At 55.0% G+C, this 17,038-nt stretch carries 15 protein-coding genes; 10 read left to right on the top strand and 5 right to left on the bottom strand.

Annotated elements, in window-relative coordinates; all coding sequences use genetic code 11:
* The first annotated feature begins 199 nt into the window (after positions 1-199).
* From ACI48J_RS21420 to ACI48J_RS21380, 9 genes are all read left to right on the top strand, one after another.
* The gene (locus ACI48J_RS21420; protein WP_405080157.1) at positions 200-1,810 is read left to right on the top strand and encodes a S1C family serine protease; all 1,611 of its coding nucleotides are present in this window, start codon (positions 200-202) and stop codon (positions 1,808-1,810) included.
* 199 nt (positions 1,811-2,009) lie between these two features.
* Entirely contained in the window at positions 2,010-2,699 is a 690-nt protein-coding gene (locus ACI48J_RS21415; protein ID WP_405080156.1) for a response regulator transcription factor, read from the top strand.
* Complete coding sequence (locus tag ACI48J_RS21410; protein ID WP_326054496.1) at positions 2,700-4,220, top strand: HAMP domain-containing sensor histidine kinase; 1,521 nt, start codon at positions 2,700-2,702, stop codon at positions 4,218-4,220.
* A 45-nt stretch (positions 4,221-4,265) separates the two neighbouring features.
* Complete coding sequence (locus ACI48J_RS21405) at positions 4,266-5,219, top strand: 4-hydroxy-3-methylbut-2-enyl diphosphate reductase (protein ID WP_009676147.1); 954 nt, start codon at positions 4,266-4,268, stop codon at positions 5,217-5,219.
* A 32-nt stretch (positions 5,220-5,251) separates the two neighbouring features.
* Entirely contained in the window at positions 5,252-5,806 is a 555-nt protein-coding gene (locus ACI48J_RS21400) for a DUF2062 domain-containing protein (RefSeq protein WP_405080155.1), read from the top strand.
* A gap of 181 nt (positions 5,807-5,987) precedes the next feature.
* Positions 5,988-7,031, top strand: coding sequence for a 3-deoxy-7-phosphoheptulonate synthase (aroF, locus tag ACI48J_RS21395; RefSeq protein ID WP_042229331.1), 1,044 nt, complete (start codon positions 5,988-5,990; stop codon positions 7,029-7,031).
* A 234-nt stretch (positions 7,032-7,265) separates the two neighbouring features.
* Positions 7,266-8,690 (top strand): type I glutamate--ammonia ligase, encoded by a 1,425-nt coding sequence (gene glnA, locus ACI48J_RS21390; RefSeq protein ID WP_405080154.1) that lies wholly within the window; start codon positions 7,266-7,268, stop codon positions 8,688-8,690.
* A 167-nt stretch (positions 8,691-8,857) separates the two neighbouring features.
* Positions 8,858-10,168 carry a DUF1800 domain-containing protein gene (locus ACI48J_RS21385; protein ID WP_405080153.1) on the top strand — a complete coding sequence of 437 codons (1,311 nt, stop codon included), beginning with the start codon at positions 8,858-8,860 and terminating at the stop codon, positions 10,166-10,168.
* 16 nt (positions 10,169-10,184) lie between these two features.
* Positions 10,185-11,414 carry a DUF1501 domain-containing protein gene (locus ACI48J_RS21380; protein WP_405080152.1) on the top strand — a complete coding sequence of 410 codons (1,230 nt, stop codon included), beginning with the start codon at positions 10,185-10,187 and terminating at the stop codon, positions 11,412-11,414.
* Positions 11,415-11,521: 107 nt separating this feature from the next.
* On the opposite strand, the gene ACI48J_RS21375 is transcribed toward ACI48J_RS21380, so the two are convergent.
* Entirely contained in the window at positions 11,522-11,626 is a 105-nt protein-coding gene (locus ACI48J_RS21375; protein WP_326054505.1) for a YjcZ family sporulation protein, read from the bottom strand.
* Positions 11,627-11,852: 226 nt separating this feature from the next.
* Between ACI48J_RS21375 and ACI48J_RS21370 the strand changes: the two genes are divergently transcribed.
* Positions 11,853-12,659 carry a YheC/YheD family protein gene (locus ACI48J_RS21370; RefSeq protein WP_405080151.1) on the top strand — a complete coding sequence of 269 codons (807 nt, stop codon included), beginning with the start codon at positions 11,853-11,855 and terminating at the stop codon, positions 12,657-12,659.
* Between the two features lie 144 nt (positions 12,660-12,803).
* Here the strand turns inward: ACI48J_RS21370 and ACI48J_RS21365 are convergent, their stop codons facing one another.
* The 4 genes from ACI48J_RS21365 to ACI48J_RS21350 form a co-directional block, all read right to left on the bottom strand.
* A complete protein-coding gene (locus ACI48J_RS21365; RefSeq protein ID WP_326054508.1) occupies positions 12,804-13,892 on the bottom strand; it encodes a YheC/YheD family protein in 1,089 nt (362 codons plus the stop codon).
* A 214-nt stretch (positions 13,893-14,106) separates the two neighbouring features.
* Positions 14,107-14,874, bottom strand: a complete 768-nt coding sequence (locus ACI48J_RS21360; protein ID WP_326054509.1) for an SH3 domain-containing C40 family peptidase — start codon at positions 14,872-14,874, stop codon at positions 14,107-14,109.
* A gap of 41 nt (positions 14,875-14,915) precedes the next feature.
* On the bottom strand, positions 14,916-15,440 hold the full coding sequence (locus ACI48J_RS21355; protein WP_009676065.1) for a C40 family peptidase: 525 nt from the start codon (positions 15,438-15,440) through the stop codon (positions 14,916-14,918).
* 220 nt (positions 15,441-15,660) lie between these two features.
* Positions 15,661-17,004, bottom strand: coding sequence for a YheC/YheD family protein (locus ACI48J_RS21350; RefSeq protein WP_405080150.1), 1,344 nt, complete (start codon positions 17,002-17,004; stop codon positions 15,661-15,663).
* Between the last annotated feature and the right edge of the window lie 34 nt (positions 17,005-17,038).

Raw genomic sequence — 17,038 nt, 5'->3', positions numbered from 1 at the left:
CCCAAATCGACACGATGCCGGCCGGTGAGCCGGCTTTTTTACCTCCATTTTATTGAATTTTAAGGTTTGCTTAAGGAAGGAAGTCCATTATAAAAGTACAGAGACGGTGAACAACACGAATTACAAAAAAAGCCTTCATGTCAACCGTCCTTCGTTTTTTATACTCTTTTTCCTAACTTTTATAAATGGAGGAATTGCCATGGATGATTATAAAAAAGAATTCGGCCCTGAACGCAGCAACGATTCGGATTTAAACCGCGACCGTGACCGCGAGCGTGAATTGGAAAGACGGGAGGCCGACTACGAACCCGGATACGACTCCGGTCGCGAAGAAGCGGCGGCGCAGGAGAAACCTTCCTACTACTACTCTTACGGTCCCCACAAGACGGGGATGACCGAGGAAACGCGCAACGCCGAATCGGACACGACCGCCTACTCGAACCGCGAAGGTTCGGCGCCTGTGGAAGTGACGCCACCGAAGCCGGTAAGATCCTTCTCCTTCAGCAGAGACGGCGCCTCTAAGCCGGGCGGAGGCTGGAACGGCAGCGGACCCGCTAAGAAACGCTCGTCCCTCCGCAGCGGATTTGCCGCTTTCCTGGCCGGTGCGGTCGTCGTGAGCACGCTCATGTTTGCGGCGGACAAAACGAACCTGTTCACCGGCAAACAGCCGATGGCCCTTCCGGGCGCGCAGCCTAATTCTTCTCAGACGGTAGCGGCGGGCACTGCAAGCAAAGTTTCGCTGGACTCGGCCCGTCCGGACAACATCGCCCAGATTTTCGCCCAGGCAAGTCCGGCAACCGTTAAGATCGAATCTTACGTCAAGACGAAAAGCAGCTCCCAGAAGAGCCAGATGAACGATCCTTTCTACCGGTTCTTCTTCGGAGACCAGGGAGATTCCGGGAAGCAGGACAGCGGTTCGGGCAAAAGCGACGGCGCCCTTCAACTGGCAGGCAGCGGAACCGGCTTTATCTTCGAGAAAAGCGGCTACATTCTGACGAATGAGCATGTAATCGACGGAGCCGATGAAATCCGCGTAACCGTTCAGGGCTACGACAAGCCGTTCGTCGCCAAGCTTCTGGGCAACAGTTACGACCTCGACCTGGCCGCTATGAAAATCGAAGGCGACAAGGACTTCCCGATTCTGCCGATCGGTAAAGCGGACAGTCTGAACGTAGGAGACTGGGTGGTCGCGATCGGCAATCCGTACGGATTCGACCATACGGTAACGGTCGGCGTGCTCAGCGCCAAGGAGCGTCCGATCACGATTCAGGATGAGCAGGGCACGCGCAACTACAAGCATCTGCTGCAGACGGACGCGTCCATTAACCCCGGCAACTCCGGCGGCCCGCTGCTCAACATGAACGGAGAAGTTATCGGCATCAACACGGCCGTAAGTTCGCAGGCGCAGGGGATCGGGTTTGCTATTTCGGAGAGCACTTTCTCGACCGTTCTGGATAACCTGAAAAACAACGTGACGATTCCGAAGGAAAAAGCTCCGTACATCGGCGTGAGCCTTCAGAACGTGGATAAAGAATGGGTCAGCGAGCTGAAGCTGCCAAACACCGAAGGCGCAATTGTAGCCGAGGTTACGCGCAAGAGCCCGGCCTTCCAGGCAGGCATGCGCCCCTATGACGTCATCGTCGACGTGAACGATCAGAAAGTGACGAATTCACAGGATGTGACGACCAAGATCCAGGCCCTGAAAGTGGGGGACAAAGCCAAAATCGGCGTGATGCGTGACGGCAAACGTGTCGAAATCAACGTCACCGTCGGAGACAAAAACGCAGCGGATACGACCGAGAAGAAGTAACGGTCGGACTGCCGCACGATGCGGAGCAGAGAACGGCAGCGATGCCGTTCTCTGCTTTTTTTTCGGCAGCTAGTCCTGCTTCAAGGGCGGAGGGCGTCCGAGATTTTGCTCCAACGCCGAATTTGATACAATAGAGGGTAAAAGCGTCCCGCGAGGCTGCCTGCAGCCCGAATCCATCTACAGAAGGGTGAAAACATTCATGCGTGAAACGATACTGGTAATAGATGACGACGAGAAAATTACGTCCATGCTGCGGCGCAGCCTTGCCTTCGAGGGCTATACGATCGTAACGGCCAACAACGGCAACGACGGGTTGAAAAAAATGCTCGAGCAGGAGCCCCATCTGGTCATCCTGGACGTGATGATGCCCGTCGTGGACGGGTGGGAGGTCTGCCGGCGAATCCGCGAAGGCGGAAGCAGCGTGCCGATTCTCATGCTGACAGCCAAAGACGAAGTCACCGACCGGGTGAAGGGGCTTGATCTCGGAGCGGACGACTATCTTATCAAGCCATTCGCGCTGGAAGAGCTGCTGGCCCGCGTGCGGGTGCTGCTGCGCAGACGGAACGAACGCGCCGAGCAGCCGACGAACCGGCTGCACTACGACAACATCACGCTGGATATGGATACGCGCGAGGTGTTCCGCGAGAGCCAGCTTATCGAGCTTACGACGAAGGAATTCGACCTGCTGCACCTGTTTATGCAGAATCCGAAGCGGGTTCTCTCCCGGGACATCATCATGGAAAAAATATGGGGTTACGATTACAGCGGGGAGTCGAATGTGCTGGAAGTGTACATTGCCCTGCTCCGGCAAAAAACGGAGGAGTACGGCCATAAGCGCATTATTCAAACCGTGCGCGGGGCCGGTTATGTGCTGAGAGGAGAGAGCTAGATGTCTATCCGCCTCCGGCTGACGCTGTGGTATTCCGGCATTTTGTCGGTTACGCTGCTGCTGTTCGGCTTCGGCCTCTATTTATTTCTTTCCTTTTACATCTATAACGATCTGGAAAAACAACTGGGCCGCACTTGGACGGAGACGTACGAGCGGATCAAGCCGCTTGCCGCCCCCTCGATCCGGGGTAGGGTTCCGATCAAGCTGGAGCTCGACAACGTGGATATGTTTTCGGAAAACACGCTCCTTCAGCTTGCCAGCTTGAACGATAAGGAAGGCCCCGTTATTCACGACCGGTCTTCCGTTCTTAAAAATCTGGAGCTGACGCTGCCCATTACAAACAATGCGGCGCAGAAGCTGCGGGGCAAAGATACGCTCGTGGTCGAGCGGCTGAACTTGAAGGTGATGGACAAGTCCTATCCGATTATTCTGGTCAGCCGGGGGTTCGACATCACCGATCCGGTAACCGGGAATAAGCTGACCCGGGGCGTGCTTCAGGTCGGAGCGACCATTAATTATTACGAGAACTTTTTCAACCTGCTCCAGTATACGCTGGCGATTCTCGCCATGCTGACGGTGCTGATCGCCGGAACGCTCGGCTGGTTCCTGGCGAGGAAGGCCCTGCGGCCGATTGAGCAGGTCATCGTGGCTACGCAGCAGATCGAGAAGGGCACGGATCTTGACAAGCGGATTTTGTACGACGGGCCCGAAGACGAGATCGGCCGGCTCACCGTCACGATCAACGGCATGCTCGGCCGGCTCCAGCTCGTGTACAGCGAGCTGGAGGAAGCTTACCGCGCCCAGCGCCGGTTCGTCTCGGATGCTTCCCACGAGCTGAGGACGCCGCTGACGACGATTCGCGGCAACGTGGAGCTGCTCGAGAAGATGTGGAGCCGCACGCTGACAAGCGGACAGGGCGGCGGCCAGGACAAAGAGCAGATGGAGATGTCCATCGAGGCGATGCAGGATATCGCCGGGGAAGCCCACCGCATGAGCCGGCTCGTCAACGACATGCTGTCGCTGGCGCGGGCGGATGCCGGCTTCGAGATGCAGCGGCAGCCTCTCGAGCTGAGGCCGCTCGTCGAGGAAGTCGCCCGGCGCGCCCAGTTTCTCCCGCGCCAGGTGCAGTGGGAAGTGGGAGATCTGGACCCGCTGACGGATGTGGTCGTGGTCGGCAACAAAGACTATGTCCAGCAGCTTTTGTTCATTTTTATAGAAAATGCCTTCAAATACACCGAGCAGGGCAGCGTCCGGCTGGATGCGCTCCGCTCCGGGGATCAGATCGGTCTGCGTATTGCGGACACGGGGATCGGGATGGACAAGGAAGAGGTTCCGCATATTTTCGACAGGTTTTACCGGGCGGACGTTTCCAGGGGAAGGACGGCGGGCACCGGGCTCGGCTTGTCGATCGCGAAATGGATTATCGACGAACATAAGGGCTCCATTGAGGTAAAAACCCGCCAAGGAGAGGGCTCGACCTTTATCATTTGGCTGCCCGTTGTCTTTCTTCCCGTCTCCTGATCGGCTATAATGAAGGTATGAACGACAAAAAAGGTGGTGCTTTCGTTGAAAGTCGTCAAAATTTCCCCAAGGGGCTATTGTTACGGCGTGGTGGATGCAATGGCGCTTGCAATGCAAACCGCCAAGAATCTGGATCTGCCGCGGCCGATTTATATACTCGGTATGATTGTTCATAACTCGCACGTAACCCGTTTCTTCGAAGACGAGGGGGTTATCACGCTGGACGGTCCCAACCGGCTCGAAATTCTGGAGCAGGTGACGGGCGGTACCGTTATTTTTACGGCGCACGGCGTTTCGCCGGAAGTCCGCCGCAAGGCACGAGAGAAAGGCTTGACGGTTGTTGACGCAACTTGTCCGGATGTAACGAAAACACACGATCTGATCCGCGAGAAAACGGCGGAAGGATACGAGATTATTTATATCGGTAAGAAAGGCCATCCCGAGCCGGAAGGCGCCGTCGGTATCGCTCCCGAGCACGTTCATCTGATCGAGACGCTGGCGGACGCGGAGGAGCTTCATATCGCTTCGGCGAAAATTCTGATCACGAATCAGACGACGATGAGCCAGTGGGACATCAAGCATATTATGAAGAAGCTGCTGGAGAGTTTCCCGACGGCTGAAATTCATAACGAGATTTGTCTGGCGACGCAGGTCCGTCAGGAAGCGGTTGCGGAACAGGCGAAGGAGACGGATCTGGTTATCGTGGTCGGCGATCCCAAAAGCAACAATTCGAACCGGCTGGCCCAGGTGTCGGAAGAAATCTCGGGCGTCAAAGCATACCGGGTATCGGACGTTTCCGAAATCGACAAGAGTTGGCTGATGGGCGTCCGTACGGTCGGCGTCACTTCCGGCGCTTCCACGCCGACTCCGATTACGAAGGAAGCGATCGCTTATCTGGAGCAGTTCGATCCGGCCGATCCGGCTACATGGGGCGTTACACGCACCGTGAATATGAAGAAATTGATCCCGATGGCCAAAACAAAGGCTGCCGCCGAATAACCGGCCTAATTTACAGGATAGGATGAGGCACCATGCAGGTTAGTGAAGGGGCACTCCGAAAGAAAAAGATTGATCTTAAACAGACGGGTCGCTGGTTTAAATACAAATATCTTCTGCTGCTTCGCGCCAAGGGCGGGCCTTCTATGGTCGCCACCGGATTCTCCATCGGACTGGCCGTCGAGATGTTCACTCTTCCGACGGTCGGGCTGGCTTTTTTTCTTATTTTTCCCCTCGTATGGTTGCTGCGGGGCAATTTTGCGGGTGCGCTGATCGGGTTCGTGTTCGGTAAAATCATTTATGTGCCGATGGCGATCCTGTTTAACAAACCGGTGGGTTCCCTTGTCGTTCCTCCGGGCTTCAAGGAGTACCTGATTCACCACGTTCCTGCTTTTCTTGCGAATGTCCTGAAAGGAAGCCTGGAACTGATCGTAGGCGGAATGATCGTCGGGGGCGCTCTCGGCCTGATCATGTACTTCCCGATCATGCTTCTGCTGAGGCTCCATGCCAGCCGGCGCAAGGACAGGCGCAGACTGCGCAAGGAACATCAGCACGCTATGGCTTCCGGGCTTCCGGGTGACGCGGATTGACGCACGGCCTCGCGACTTAACAGAATAAACAGACAGATGCAGGCTTGACGGATAATCGTCAAGCCTGTTATTATTATTTTAGCGAGTTACTTTAATGGATAAAAGCGTAGAAGCTTAAAAGCAAACAAGCGTTGAAGCGAGAAGGTAACCCATTATTCTACATTCAGGAGCGTGAGCGGGAATGATCGTCATTCTTTCAAATAAGGTTGAAGAAGCGCGTATTCAGGAAATCGTACACATCATCGAGAAGCATGAAGTAAAAGCGCACGTATCGCACGGAGAAGACCGTACGGTTATCGGCATCATCGGGCAGGCCGATCCTGTATTGGCCGAGCAGCTGCGCCAGCTGAAGGGAGTCGAGCAGGTGGTCAAAATCTCGAAGTCCTACAAGCTGGCAAGCCGCGATTTCCATCCGGCGGATACGGTTATCCGCATCAAGGATGTGGAGATCGGCGGCGATCAGCTCGTCGTCATGGGCGGCCCGTGCGCCGTCGAGACTCCCGAGCAGATCGACGAAATCGCCCGCCTGGTCAAGGCGGCGGGCGGTCAAGTGCTCCGGGGCGGCGCTTTCAAGCCGCGCACGGGCCCTTACAGCTTCCAGGGCGTCGGCGTGGAAGGGCTCGTCATGATGGCGGAAGCCGGACGCAAGCACGGTCTTCTGACGATTACGGAGGTCATGACGCCGGAATACGTGGATGTCTGCGCGGAATACGCCGATATTCTGCAGGTGGGCACCCGCAACATGCAGAACTTCGATCTGCTGCGCAAGCTGGGCTCGATCCAGACGCCGGTGCTGCTCAAGCGCGGCTTCAGCTCGACGTACGACGAATTCCTTAATGCGGCGGAATACATCCTTGCGGGAGGCAATCCGAATGTGATGCTCTGCGAACGCGGAATCCGAACATTCGAGACTTATACCCGCAACACGCTCGATCTTTCGGCGATTCCGGTGCTTCAGAGCTTGAGCCATCTGCCGGTCATCTCCGATCCGAGTCATGGGACGGGGCGCCGCGAGCTGGTCGAGCCGATGACGAAGGCTTCCGTGGCCGCCGGAGCGAACGGCCTCATCATCGAAATGCATACGGACCCGGACAATTCGATGACCGGAGACGGCGTCCAGTCCCTGTTCCCGGACCAGTTCGCCAAGCTGCTTCAAGATCTGGAGAAGCTGGCTCCGCTTTGCGGCAAAAGATTCGATACCGCCAAAACCCCCGCACTCGTCTAATCCGACAGGTTGTCCGAAAATCCGCGAAATTCCCCCACAAACAGCTTAAAAACCGGAGAAATCCGGTTTTTTTGTTTTTCATGTAACATTACCTAACATTATTTAAAAAAATACCTGACATGAGTATTGACGACATTTCTCCGGCCGCTATATAATATGAAAAAAGATCGAATGAAAACTGGAACATTACACAGGGAAAGCATTGTGAATGTACGGAATTAGGAGGGTTTACACATGTCAGTACAGGACGTTTTGAACATCATCAAGGAAAAAAACATTGAGTGGATCGATTTTCGTTTTGTGGATCTTTTAGGTAAGGCGCACCACATTTCTCTCCCGGCTTGCGAAGTCGAGGAAGAAACTTTCGAGAACGGAGTTGCCTTTGACGGTTCCTCCATTCATGGTTTCCGCGGCATTGAAGAGTCGGATATGGTCATGATGCCTGATACGGAGTCGGTTTATGTCGATCCTTTCACGGCTCACCCGACACTGATCGTGATGTGTAACATCCACACGCCGGACGGCGAGCGTTACGAGCGCGATCCGCGCAGCATCGCACAGAAGGCGGAAGAATTCCTGCAAACGGCCGGCGTAGGCACGACGGCGAACTTCGCTCCCGAGTCCGAGTTTTTCATTTTCGACGATGTCCGTTACGAAAGCGGCATGAATACCTCTTACTACTCCGTTGATTCCGAAGAAGGCGCATGGAACACGGGACGCAAAGAAGAAGGCGGCAACCTGGGCTTCAAAGTCGGCGTTAAAGGCGGCTACGTGCCGGTTCAACCGGTCGATACCCAGCAGGACATCCGCAGCGAAATGTGCCGTCTGCTTCAAGAAGCGGGCCTTCGCATCGAGCGTCATCACCACGAAGTGGCGACAGCCGGTCAAGCGGAAATCAACTTCCGTTTCGATACGCTGACCAAAACGGCCGACAATCTCATGAAATACAAATATATCGTTCACAACACGGCGAGACAGTACGGAAAAGTCGCAACCTTCATGCCGAAGCCGCTCTTTGGCGACAACGGATCGGGTATGCACGTTCACCAAAGTATTTTCGACGGCGACACGCCTCTGTTCTACGACAAAAACGGCTACGCCAACCTGAGCGAAATGGCGCTGCACTACATCGGCGGTATTCTGTACCATGCCCCGGCTCTGATCGCTCTGACGAACCCGTCCACGAACTCGTTCAAACGTCTCGTTCCGGGTTACGAAGCACCGGTTAATCTGGTGTTCTCCAAAGGAAACCGTTCCGCAGCGGTCCGTATTCCGGTTGCGGCCGTAACGCCGAAAGGCTGCCGCATCGAATTCCGTACGCCGGATTCCACGGCTAACCCTTACCTTGCTTTCGCGGCTATGCTGATGGCCGGTCTGGACGGCATCAAGAAGAAAATCGATCCGCGTGCGCTCGGCTACGGTCCGCTGGATAAAAATATTTACGAGCTGTCCGACGAAGACAAGTCCGAAATCCGCAGCGTGCCGGGTACACTGGACGAAGCTCTCGACGCTCTGCAAGCCGATCACGACTTCCTGCTGGAAGGCGACGTGTTTACGCAAGATTTCATCAACAACTATGTCGACATCAAACGCGGCGAAGCGAAAGATGTTGCGATCCGCATTCACCCGCACGAGTACTCCCTGTACTTCGGCTGCTAATACTTCTTCCTTCTTACTCATTCAAGCAGGCAAAAACTCCCGGACATTTCCCAAATGTTTCGGGAGTTTTTGTTTTCCTAACATTCTCTTAGCATGTTCCTAAATCCCATGTCATATTTTGGTTGTATAGTAAGTAGGAAGTAAAAGAATTAGGTGGTGTACAACACATGAAACCCTGGACCGAAAAGGAAGTCCTCCATCTGCTGGGGAGAGCTTCTTTTTCCGCTACGCCGGGAGAAGTGGATAGATGTCTGAAGCTGGGCCGGGAAGAGACGGTCCGCAGGCTTACCTCGGGCCAGCCTCTGGCCGACGGAGCCGCTTCCGCCCTTGCGTTCCCGGAGGTAAAGGCCGACGACAAGCCGCTGATTGTGACGGGAGTGGGCGATCAGCAAACGTACTGGCTGTACCGGATGATTGCTTCGCCGGCTCCGCTGGTGGAGAAAATGACGCTGTTCTGGCACGGTCATTTTGCTTCGTCCCAATATAAAGTGAGCGATATCAAGCTCATGGTGCGGCAGAACGACCTGTTCCGGCAGCACGCCCTGGGCAGCTTCCGCAAGCTGACCGAAGAAATCGGCCAAGACCCGGCCATGATGCTGTATCTGGATTCTTATACGAATCAGAAGGGAAGTCCCAACGAGAATTACGCCCGCGAGATGATGGAGCTGTTCACGCTCGGCATCGGCAACTATACCGAACAGGATGTGAAGGAAGCGGCAAGGTCTTTGACGGGATGGAGCTATAACCGGAAAACGGATATCGTTCAGTATCAGGAAGCGCGGCACGATGCCGGACATAAGGTTTTTCTGGGCGAAGCCGGATATTTCGATTCGGCGGATGTGGTGCGCGTCGTCTTCAAGCAGGCGGCGCTCCCGAAGTTTCTGGCGACGAAACTGCTCCAATATTTTGCCGCGGAAAATCCTCCCGACGCCTGGGTAGACCGGGTCGCCCGAAATATCGCGAAGATGCCGTCGATCGGGGACGTGCTGTACGATTTGTTTACTTCGGACGAATTTTACGAGGAAGCCTACCGGCTGTCTCTTGTGAAAAATCCGGCGGAGTATGTGGCCGGCACGATGCGGACCCTGGGGCTTCCTCTAACGGCGGTATTCCGTGCGAGTATGGGGCTTATGGGCATGGAGCTGTACGCGCCGCCGGATGTATCAGGCTGGAAGGGCGGGGCTTCCTGGCTGGCGACAAGCCGCCTGATCGCACGCTACCAGTTCGCCGAGAAGGTGGCCAAACGCGTCACGGAAGACCAGCTCCAGTCTTTGGCCCCGCAGGGGGCGCAGACCGGTCCGGAAGCTTATGTGGAGGGGTGCAGACGCGGCGTAGGGCTGGCTCCGCTCGGCAAGAACACGATGAGTGTGCTGACGCAGTATGCGGCGGAGACGATCGTAAGCTCGAAAAAACCGGCCGCCGGCAAACGGAGCCTGCTGCAGCTTTTGCTCATCAGCCCGGAAGCTCAGATGAAGTGAGCGGAGGATTATGGATATGAATTTAACGAGAAGAGATTTTCTGATCAAGGGGACGGCTCTCATCGCGGCCATCGGCTTTGGCGGCCCCCTGCTTTATGCGGACAGTAAAAATATGCTCAAGCCCGGACCACCTGCGGGAGCGAAAGACCGGGTGCTTGTCGTGGTCCAGCTTTCCGGCGGCAACGACGGACTCAATACGCTGATTCCTTACGGAATCGGAGCGTACCACGACGCCAGGCCGCGTCTTCGTCTCCAGCAGCATGAGGTGCTGGATATTAACGGCCAGCTTGGCCTGCACCCGAGTCTCACGCAGCTTCACGGGCTGTACCAGCGCGGAAAGGTCGCGATTGTCCAGGGTGTGGGCTACCCGAATCCCGACCATTCCCATTTCCGTTCCATGGAAATCTGGCATACCGGGGAGCCGGAGAAGCGGATCAGCGACGGCTGGCTGGGGCGCTACGCTTTTTCATCCTTGGATACGGCGAATCCGCTCCGGGCCGTCCAGCTCGGGAAGACGGAGACGCGTGCTCTCCGTCACGACTCCATTTCGCTTCCCGTTGTGTCCGCGCTGGATTCCTATAAAATCTTTACCAGCAAGCCCCCCGATCCGGACCGCGGTCGTCTGAACAAGGCTTTCCTGGATATGTACAACCTGAACAAGCAGGCCGCTCCCTTGCGGGTTGCCTGCTCCAGCGGGATTGAAGCTTACCGCAGCGTGGAAGCGATCGGCTCTCTGCGTCCGGGATATGCGGCAGGCGCGCCTTATCCGGACACCTCGTTCGCCAAGGATCTGCAGCTTGCCGCGCAGCTCATGGCATCCGGCTCCGGGACCCGGGTGTTCTACACGCAGTTGGGTCCGTTCGACGACCATGCCAACGAGAAGGCGCACCATGCGGCTATGCTGTCCACCTTGGACGGGGGGCTCGGCGCGTTCTACCGCGACCTGGAAGCTCACGGCCTCCAGGACCAGGTCATGGTCATGGCGTTCTCCGAATTCGGCCGGAGAATGAAGGAAAACGGCAGCGGCGGGACGGATCACGGTACCGCGGGACCTGTTTTTCTGCTGGGAGGCGGAGTGAGCGGCGGGCTTTACGGGGCCTATCCGAGCCTCACGAAGCTGGATAAGGGGGATTTGAAGGCGGAGCTCGACTTCAGATCGGTATATTATACGGTCGTGGAGAACTGGCTGAACGGAGACGCCCGCAGTGCGGTCGGGCGCTTGTACGAGAAGCTTTCGTTCGTTTAGACTGCTTGCCGTACGATGCCTGTCCGGCACAACTCATGAAAGAAAGACCGTTTCCCCAAGGGGGAACGGTCTTTCTTGTCGTTCAAGCTTCAGCCGGTTTGAGCTGATTAGTACAGGAACGATCTGCTGATGATAACCAGCAGAATGAACAGAACCAGAATGGCACCTGTGCTTGTGAAACCGCCGCCGTATCCGCCTACAACTCCTGACATTTCGCATGACCTCCTTCGTAATGGACTACGTGGTATCGTATGCGCAGCGAAACCGCACGGTCTGGGTGGGCAGTGCCCAAGTATGCGGGCGGCCCGGAATTCGCACGTTTTGCCTTATGCGGCCGTATGATAGAAATCAGATGAATAGATCTAACAAACTCGCCGGTTTACTTGCCGGATTTCGCTTACACGTCAACTTGCATATGGAGAATACGGGAGGCTGGCCATGGATTCACAAAACGTTCTGCCCAATACCAAACTGGGTAAAACCCAATTTCTGAATCGGCACTCGGAGCTGAAAAAGTATCAGCCGGATACGGCGCAGGCAACGAAAGATCATCTGTATGACTTTCTTAAACGGTACCGGATGGTGTACGTCAAACCGAACAACGGAACGGGCGGCCGGGGCATTTTCAAGGTGGAATACAGCTCTAAGGGCCGGTACCGGTATCAGATCAATGAGACGATAAAGAAATTCGAAACGTACGATGAGCTTTACAGCACCATGTCCAAACGTTTCGGGGACACGAAGCATCTCGTTCAGCGGGGCATTCATCTTCTGACGAGCAAGGGCCGGCCTTTCGACATCCGGATCATGGTACAGAAAAATTTGCGGGGCGATTGGGAAAATACAGGCATTATCGGCCGTGTAGCCCACCCGGATAAGATTGTGACCAATTATCACCGCGGCGGAACTCCCACGGAAATTTCGAAGCTTCTGAAAGAGTATCTGCAAAAGGATCAAGTGTCGGATTACGTGGCAAAACTGAACCGGCTTGGTCATGAAATCGCCGAATATATGGAGACCGGCTATCCCAAAGTAACGGCGATCGGCGTGGATATCGCGCTGGACAGCGAGCTGAAGCCCTGGATACTCGAAGTGAACACCAAGCCAGACGCATCTATTTTCAAAAAACTGGACGACAAGAGCATCTACCGGAAAATATGGAAGTACAAAAAAGCAAACCGGATGATCCTCCGCAGAGGAAGCGCCCATAAGAGCCCTAAATCCCGGCCTCTTACCAGGGTATAGACAGCAGGACCGGAGCCGCTCGGAAAAAACGCATAAAAAGGATGCAGGAGAATCTTCTGCATCCTTTTTTCGCTTTAACCGCAAGACCGCTTAAGAAGGAACGCCCCACCGGATTTGCGATCCGGTGACCGGGGCGGCCGGCGGTTATTTTTCCTGTTCCTGTTCTTTTTCATTCAAATAGAGCGCATACTGCAGCGGCCGGCGGATGGAAAGCAGGTACAGATCTTTGCGGCCCATTTTCTTGAACAGCTCGCGCCCCGGCTTCGGATTTACTTCGATCAGCCACACGCTGCCCCGCGTATCGATTCCGATATCGAGCCCGTATTCCAGCATTCTGCCGAAATGCTTCTCGATGACGGTGACGACCCCGTGGGCCAGATTGTGGCATTCGGCGATGATCTCGCGTGTCCTCTCGGGGGTAAAACGCTTGTGAAGCACGGCTTCCGTGGTGGACGCGCGGCCGCCTCCGTGCAGGTTCGAAGTGGGATTGTTGACGGCGCCTATGCGCATGCCTTCGCCGGTAACTTCCCACTTGCCCTTGTCGTTCTTCTGGATGAGCAGCCGCATGTCGGACACGTGGCCCGGCAGAAGCTCCAGATCCAGTCCCTGCTGGATCATAAAGGTGCCTTTGCGTATCCTCTCCTGGCGGACCCACTGGTTGAGCCAGTTCGTGAGCGAGGTGAGGTTGCGGAAGAGGACGTTGCGTTTCGCGTACCCTTTCGTCCGCCCGAGCAGCCTGTAGCCGTCCTTCACCCGTGAAATTTTCACGATGCTTTTGCCGCCGGTTCCGTTGCCGGGTTTGATGTAAAGAATCCGGTGTTTTTTGAACATGCGCACGAGGTTTTCGGCGTTATAATCGGCGGTAGCCGGAATCCATTTCTTGAGTTCTTCCTCGTTCGAAAAAAGCCGGGTCGCGCTCATTTTGTTCGTAAACGTATGATTGGCGTACACAAAATGCTTTTGTTTGCGGAATTCGCTGTAGCCTTCTTGGGCCGTCCGGCAGCGGTCGATCACGACATCCGGCCAGGGGAAGATACGGCTGGTCCAGCTTCCGTTTCCGTCCGGTACATAGCCGCGGACCTGTTTTTTATCCGGGAACGCATCTTTGTGAGAGAAGATAAATACGGTGGCGCCTAATTTCTGGCCTTCCCTCACCAGCGAACGGAAATAGCCGGGTTCCTTGAAGGAGTGCCCCTCCCGCCAGGTGAGGATGCCGATTACGGGCTTTGCCATTACGATTCCCAGTCCCTTCTTGTTAAACTGTATTATCATATGGCCGGCGGGAGCGGTTTGTGAGTTGGAAACGGGGGGCGCGGCGCCTATCCTTCTCCGGCGGGGGAACGGTCCGGAACCTTTTGTCATACAATGAATGTGCAAGCAGAGGTTGGAAGTCCGCATACGCAAAAAAACCGGGAGCCAAGCTCCCGGTTTCGAAGGCCGTGTCGCATTATTTGAGAATGCGGGCCGATGCGACGTAGTGATTTTTCTGCCAAGTGTTGTTGAGATCGCCGATGACAACGTCATCCTTCGGATTCACGTTGTGGATGAATTTGTTGTCGCCGATGTAGATACCCACATGACCGATTTTGTTGACGGTGTCTTTGTTACCGGCAGTTGCCGTCGTGGAAAAGAAGACGAGATCGCCTTTGCGCAGCTCGCTCTTATTGACGGGCGTTCCCAGCTTATACTGAGCTCTTGCGCCCCAAGGCAGATTGATGCCTTCTTTGTTAAACACATACTTCGTGAACGAAGAGCAGTCGAAGATAAGGTTCTTCGTGTCGTTCTTGGCGTAAACGTACTGCACTTTACCCTGAAGAGACTTGGCGAACGAAAGAATGCTGTCCGCCTGCTTGCTCCAGGTTGCGCTGCCGGAACCGGAAGTGCCGGGTTTAGAAGGAGCCGGAGCCGTAGAAGTTCCGCCGCCGACCGCTTTTAAGTACAAGGTGGAAATATAGCCGATTTGACCGTTATATTTTACCTTAACGTACTGCTTGTTTGTATTTTCGAGCACAGTCAATTGGGTGCCTTTAGGCACGGTTCCATAAATTTTTCCTTGGCTGGAATAAGGAAGTTGTTTCAGATATGGATTGCCTGTGGTAATAATAGTAGATGATGTTGTTATTGCTGGTGCCGTCTCTGCAAAGGCGGCGCCGGCGCTAAGACTGCTTCCTGCAAGAAGACTTAGTCCCAGCATAAGCTTGGCTATTTTTTTCATAGAAAGAATCCTCCGCTAGTAAAAAAGAATTGTGTGAGTTATTATTTAATCACTCTTACTGCGGTCACGTAATGGTTGTCCCACCAGCCGGAACCCATGTTGCTGTATGTGACGCCTCCTTTTCCAAAGGTGTGCAGGACTTTATTATTGCCGGCATAAATCCCGACGTGACCGATGCGGTTAACGGAGCTTGCGGAATATTTCATTGTTTTGGTAGTGGAGAAGAAGACGAGATCTCCCGGTTTAAGCTCGCTGCGTTTGATCTTGACTCCGTTTTTGGACTGATCGCGTGCACCGCGGGCAAGCTTAATTCCGTTTTGCTGATATACATATTGAACGAAAGAAGAGCAGTCGAAGGAGCTCGTGTTGCCTGTCTTGGCTCCGAATTTGTAAGGTCGGCCGAGGTATTTGTTACCCAGTGTGATGATCTTATCGGCTTTCGCTTTGAAAGCGGAAGAAGAAACGGCGGCGTGCGATTGCTGAGGAAGAGCAGTAAGTCCTCCCGAGAGGGCGATTGCGGCGCTCAGACTTGCGATGATGAGTTTCTTTCCTAGTTGTTTTTTCAATGTCTTGTACCTCCATCTCGTGATGTGTCTCAGTATAGCACACACAAAGATGGGGTTAATTGGATAAAAAAGCGCAAACCCAGACCTCGTCTGGGTTTGCGCCGTTTAATTAGAAAACTATTAGAAATAGCCGGAAAGGAACTAGTGAGCGGATGAGAAGCCTTTCATTCTGCTTTTTCTCCGTTATCCTCTGTTTGTCTCGGGTTTTCTTGCGTTTACATTAATGATTCGCCAAATATTTGGAATAGCGGATGACCCTGCGGACGGACGGTCTGATTTTACTGCCCCCGTCCAGCGCGGTATTGTCGTTCTTCGACGGCTTCGAATTGACTTCCAGCAGCCACACCCGCCCGCCGGTATCGACAGCCAGATCGACCCCGAGCTCGCCGAACAGGGCGGGAATATGCGTCTGTATGCCTTCCGCTACGGCAAGGGCCGCTTTACGAATCTGCGCCGAGATCTTCTTGTGGTCCGCCGCCGGCAGAGAGGTGCGGGCGAGCGCCTCCTTAACCGTGCTGAGCGATCCGCCGCGGGCCAGGTTGGAGACGAAGTGATTGGCCCCCGCAATCCGGGCGACGACGGACGTGATCGCCCATTCTCCCCGCTGGTCCTTCTGGACCAGGGCGCGGAAATCGACGGGGCGGCCGCCGGCCTGCACGAGCTGGAGCCCCTGCTGGATCTGGTAGCGGCTCGTTTTCAGCTTCCCGGCCTGGGCGTTGAACAGTTTCAGCAGACTCGGGTACACTTTGCGGCTCGTGCCGTTCAGCGTAGGGATTTCACAGCTGTACGATCCCCCTTCCAGGGCGGAGACGCGCAGGATGCCTTTGCCGAGGCTTCCCAGCACGGGCTTGAGGAAGACCGTGGCGTGCTTTTTGCACATAGACTGCAGCATCGCATAGTTTTTGAAGAGATACGATTCGGGAAGAAAGCTTTTGCACGCCGCTTCGTCTTTTAAAGCCTGAAACACTTCCGTTTTGTTCAAATATTTCTCGTTAAACACTTTGGCGCCGTAGTTTGCTTTGGCATCCCGGAAAAATTGCTGGACCTTCGGCCGGTTTTCCAGAATGCGCGAGGTGAGCCGGTTATAAATAACGGAAGGAATCGGGAAAGTTTCTTTTTTCCAGCTCCCGGAGGCATAGTGCCAGCCGTTTATTCGCGGACTTCCCGGCTTGATGCCGTCAACGGAGAAGAAAAAAACGCGGGCTCCCTGCTCCTTGCTCGCTTCGTCCAGCTCTCTGCAAAAAGCCGTGATTCCTCCGAACAAGTTGGGCGAGGAAGGCTGAAGCGTTTTGACGAGTACGCCGATCAGCGGGTTGGAACGGCCTGCTTTGGCATGGATTTGTGCCTCAAGTTCTTCTTCGGTCAGTCCGTCGGTAAGGCCGGTCTCTGCGGAAAGGCGCTGCTGGCTTTCGGCGGTATCCAAGGCGGAGATTGCTTCCTCCGTTCCCGTTGAGCCGCCGGGAGGCGGGGTCATGCTCCCGGAGGATCGCGGGTCCACCCGGAGCAGTCCCGCCGGAAGTGGTGATGCTTGCCGCGCTTTGCGGGACGGAACCTGTTTGGCCATATATAATCCCCTTCTCCAAACGAATCTCCTGCAA

It is taken from the genome of Paenibacillus chitinolyticus, from assembly GCF_045038035.1.
GTDB lineage: Bacteria > Bacillota > Bacilli > Paenibacillales > NBRC-103111 > Paenibacillus_F > Paenibacillus_F chitinolyticus_A.
Note: the sequence above shows the minus strand (reverse complement) of the source record. Positions and strands in the feature narration are given on the sequence as shown.